The following is a 4910-nucleotide window of genomic DNA, read 5'->3' as shown; positions in this document are numbered from 1 at the left end:
AGTATGAATTATGCCATAGTAAACCAAAAGTACCGCTTACCTGCTGACAGCTCATTTTCAATTGCTGAATTTTTTCTTCTGCGGCATCAGTTACACCTAACCCTAAGTAAACAGCATCAATCACCGTACATTCCATCACCACCAGCGGCCTGATTCGAAGGTTCAATTGCTCCTGAGCCACGGGATCAAAAGCAGGATATTCAAAACAGGTGCCGCAGCGAAAACCCGGCCTGTCGGCATAACCAAGTGTAGAATCATAAGTCATACCTGCACCCGCCCAAGCACGCATGGTGGTGGATTGTTCCCAGCGCAGGTAGTGCATTCGTCCACCCCATACATGTTGATCAATACTTTCTTCCGCACAGATACGTTTCAGCCGTTCTGCTTCTTGCTTAATCAATTCAGGCTGCTGAAAAGTACCGTAACTAGGATGCAACCCTATTTCATGACCGCGTTCGTGGATTCGGCGCATCAAATTCCGGATCACAGGATGCTCAGGCTCATAATCGGTGTCATGAGAATGATTACCACCACAGATAAAATAAAATGCACTTTTGATGTTGTTAGCTTCAGATATATCCATCAACCACTCAAAGGTGTTGTAAGGATCGGCTGGGTGTAGCTGACTGCGTGTCGCAAGTTTAACATAGGGCGCAGCAAAAAAAGCCTTGAGATCGCGCCGTTTCAGCAGGTGCCCCGCCATCATCCGGCCGATGGTCGGCCAAGGTTTAAAACCATACATGCTCGGGCTATCTACATCGTGCGAGACCTTAATACTGAACTCATGTTGCTTTAACTCAATATCAGGCCAAACACGCTGAATAACCTGCCCTAGAATCATCAGCCATTCATCAACAATTGGGCGCTCAAGATAACCATGTTGATAAGCGTGAGAAAAAACCGCTGGAAAGCGTTGATGATTATCTAAATCCTTACGTCCAACTTCTTCTAACCTCGTTAGCGTCCAGTAGGTTAAACTGAGAATATCGTAGTGTAAAATTGCTCCTTGCTCAGTAAACTCAATAAGCGGGTCTGGTAGTGCGTTTAAGGAAGGGGCTGGTATGTAGTCTTCGATTGGCGCTATAAAGCCTTCGCTGGAAGCTTGCCACTGCTGACACGGGAAATCTGAACGCGACTGATGAAATATGCCTTGCAACCTAGCGAACGTTATGGAACCCTGACTATCATTTAAATAAAATTGTAGTGTATTAGGTTGTTGAGCCAGTATAAAACGATGGCCAAAACGTTCAAATAAAATGGTCTCGAGCCAACGTATTGCACCCTCAGAAAAATGAATCATGTATTACCTATCTTGGAGTTTACCTGCCGTAGCAATGTTGCTAAAAGATTTTATAGAGTGAGTAATCATTCGTTCAAAACTAAGCTTGACCTTTTAGGGCTTTTTTAAAATGAATTGCCGTATTTAACCAACGCGAAGGTCGATGAGTGAGTGCAAAGTATGGAGTTTGTTTTGCGCCAAAAGCTCTGAAGAAACGTTCAACTGGTTCAATCATCGAACCTTCAAAGTCAAATCGCTTTGTAACAGTTGATGCAAATTTAATTGCTTCCCACATACAAAGGCTCGTTGCACCACTATTTCTTAGATCAGGATCACCACCACCCATTAAGTAATACGCCGATTCACTATCCCAAACCAGCAAAACACCTGCATGATTTCTGCCTTCGTTATCTTGAGCAATAAACCAGCGACATTGCTTACGCTTTTTGGCTTGGTTTACGATATTTTCTACAAAGTGTTCAGAATACGGCATAGACAACCCTTGCCGGCTAAATGTCAATTGATTTAATTCAAAAAAATCACTAATTGGTAAATCACTGTTGACTACTAAGCCAAAACGATTCTCAGCTTTTCTAATTTCACGTCGTATATTATCCTGTGTTTCTTCCCATATGGAATTGATATCGTCTAAAGAGCTGATAACATACGTATAACGAGTGGACTGTTCAAACCCTTTCCAATAAAACGGTAACCAATTAGTGTTTGAATAATGCCAATTTTGATTAAAGTAATGATGTTGAGGTAACTGCTCGATAAGCGCTTCCATCAGATCTTTTTCACGGGACAACTGCTTGCTGTATTTTCCATGAGCCGGACGAATCCAAGGACCTAAGTTTTGCGTGAGTGATGGTTGGGTCAACAACGTTAGTCCATACTTCTTTTTTACCACGTAAGGCATTGATGCCTGTATCTTGTTGCCTTTTTCAACGATACATACATCCCAACTTTCTCCGGCGACGGTGTCTAACCACCAAGCTTGACTGAAAATTGGAATAGTAGGTTCTTCTTCGCACAATTGACGATATTTTTCTTTATTGATCATTGATTCGCTCAAAATTTAAAATTAAGTACGAAAAGCAAAGCTTTTTTTAAGCTGAAGTTTATATCAATAAAAATATAACCATCGGGTGTCGCCACAGCTTTTCTTCCTTTATAACGCACTATCGCACCCGGCAGCTCAATATTGCCCTTTCTCTCGTACTCTTCGACGACCCATCGCTGGCCTTTAAAAATACCTTTGGGTTGATCATAAGCATTAAGCCAAAGCTCTGTACCACGTAGCACATGCCAAATTCGTTCTATCGGCCAATTTTGCCAATCTATAATTTCTTTATGTTCTTCGGATTTTAAGTTTCTGGCTCGAAAGGTTGAACTATGACTTGGCTGGGGAATTCGTGGTGCTGAACCCGATTTTATAGCCTGGATTGCTTTTAGAAGCAGAGAAGACCCAACACCACCAATTAGCTTATCCAACCTCTCAGGTGACTTGGTTCCTAAAGGGATATGCACACGTTCCTGAAAGATGATATCTCCAGTATCTTCACCTTCATCAATATAATGGACCGTTACACCTGGGTTCATTTCTATATTATAGTATTGCCAAAAATCTGGATTAGGCCCACGATACTCTGGCAACATCGATGGATGTAGATTTATAACCCCAAGTTTTGGAATATCTATTAAATCTTTTTTAAGGAGTTGAGACATGCTAAAAACTACAATCAGGTCAGGGTTGAGATCCTTAACCCAAGATGTAATAGCAACATCATTTCCCTTATATATTTTATTGTAGGGGACTGCTTTATCAAAACAAAACTTTTCAAGACTTATACCGCGCTTAAAAACACTGTGATAAACGCCTTTCAAAACACGATGAAATTTACTTTTACTGTTAGGTTGCCATCCACGCGGCATAGACTCTAAGACGCCGACGACATCAAATCCATTATCGTAAATTGGTTTTAAAATACGAGAAATACCACTCGTAATTATTATAACACGCATACACTAATCACCAAAAATTCAATTTATTAATAGTTGCAATATTCAGCTTTCTTATGCTCTTCTTTATATTTTTTTTAAATTCAGTCTCCGCATCTAATTCTGGACATATTTCTTTTAAAACTTTTGAATTCATTAATGTATCTGAAGCCCACAACCTCAAGTTTCCTCTGAACCAATGTTCTTCCGGAATTGGCCAACCCATTTTGTCTTTTCGCCAGGTAATTTCATCAGGTAGTTTTTTGTCGAATGCTAGGCGAGCCAAGTATTTAGTCCAACCATTATGCATTTTATAACATGCAGGAACTTGAGCTAAAAACTCGACTAATCGATAGTCCATAAAGGGCATTCTGGATTCTATACTGTGTCCCATTGAAACACGATCAGAGTAATGAATAAGGTTAATTAATCCCTTTTCGATAGCAGATTTTAATTCTAAATTTAATTCAGTAGGTGGTTGTCGCCCTTTTATTTTTTTGAATAGCGCTTGATAAGCTTTCATACCGAAGATGAACTTAAAATTTGCCATTAAAAAACTAAGCAGTAACGTTTTTTTCGCACCTGGTATTTTTAAGAAATAAAAGAACTCTTTATATATGTCAATCAATGAAATTGATGTTAAATAACTAGCAATGTAAGGTAGATACCCAGCTAACTGCTCATCAGCACCTTGGCCATCTAAAGTTACCTTTACACCTGATTCTTTCACTTTCATAAAGGTGTGCCAACCAGACATACAGGTACTTTCTGGTGGATTTTCCATGGCCCAAATCATTTTTTGATGCTCAACAGGAATATCACCTTCCTGTGGCTCTATTTGATTTGAATTAACATTCAGCGCCTTTGCTAGAAGGTCTATATATACGCTTTCATCACAATTCTGGGTACCATCAGACTTATAAACAGAAGAAAAAGTTTCCTGCAGATCAGCTTTACCTTGAGCTTTTAACTGTTCGTTGACTAGGTAAACAATCGAGCTACTGTCTAAACCGCCTGAAAGTGCAGAACCCACTTTTACGTCGGCTCTTAAGCGTAGTCTTACCGCATCTGCTAGTAGGTCGTAATATTGTTTGGCGTATTCTTTGGCTTTATTGGGGCAGAAGCGTTCTTTGCTGGTATTAGTGGTTAATTCCCAGTACCGAGTAAACTTCGGTTGATTGAGCAGTTGTTCTTTGCTACCAAGAAAGTAGTGTGCAAAAGGAAAACGATAAACGTTAGCGAAAGCCGTTTCTGCATCGTACTCATTAGGCCCGTTTTCCACGTAGTTTTTCAGGTAGCTTTTGTTGGGTGCTTTTTCTACCAATCCACTAGCATAGAGACCTTTAACTTCACTACAAAATACAAATTTATTATTATCTAAGCTGTAATAAAGCGGTTTTTTCCCAAATCGGTCACGTGATATAAAAAAAACATCCTCTTTCTTATCATATAGAACGAATGCCCACATACCATTAAAACGGTCAAGACAATTTACTCCCCAGTAATCATATGCCGCCATAATGACTTCCGTATCGGTATCATTATTGAATCGATATCCTACATCAATAAGCTCTTTTTTTATTTCTATATAATTATAAATTTCGCCATTAAAAGTTATTATATATCTATC

General features: G+C 39.6%; 4 protein-coding genes. All 4 read right to left on the bottom strand.

The genetic code is table 11. The features are described 5' to 3' along the window. Window positions 1-1300: polysaccharide deacetylase family protein (locus tag AACT18_RS17070; protein ID WP_094146645.1), on the bottom strand; the 1300-nt coding region annotated here is incomplete at its 3' end. Between the two features lie 79 nt (window positions 1301-1379). Beyond that, window positions 1380-2342 (bottom strand): GNAT family N-acetyltransferase, encoded by a 963-nt coding sequence (locus tag AACT18_RS17065; RefSeq protein WP_094124750.1) that lies wholly within the window; start codon window positions 2340-2342, stop codon window positions 1380-1382. An 8-nt stretch (window positions 2343-2350) separates the two neighbouring features. After that, window positions 2351-3304: a methionyl-tRNA formyltransferase gene (locus AACT18_RS17060; RefSeq protein WP_094144346.1), complete on the bottom strand. Its 954-nt coding sequence runs from the start codon at window positions 3302-3304 to the stop codon at window positions 2351-2353. A 7-nt stretch (window positions 3305-3311) separates the two neighbouring features. Then, the coding region (asnB, locus tag AACT18_RS17055; protein WP_094146644.1) for an asparagine synthase (glutamine-hydrolyzing) at window positions 3312-4910 on the bottom strand (1599 nt) is incomplete at its 5' end.

Source organism: Vibrio sp. V04_P4A5T148, assembly GCF_963875605.1.
Taxonomy (GTDB): Bacteria; Pseudomonadota; Gammaproteobacteria; order Enterobacterales; family Vibrionaceae; genus Vibrio; species Vibrio anguillarum.
This window is presented reverse-complemented; position numbering and strand designations above follow the sequence as displayed.

Excerpts from the sequence above, each read along its gene's own strand:
- AACT18_RS17065 (WP_094124750.1), bottom strand. The coding sequence starts at position 2,342 with ATGATCAATAAAGAAAAATATCGTCAATTGTGCGAAGAAGAACCTACT.
- AACT18_RS17060 (WP_094144346.1), bottom strand. The coding sequence starts at position 3,304 with ATGCGTGTTATAATAATTACGAGTGGTATTTCTCGTATTTTAAAACCA.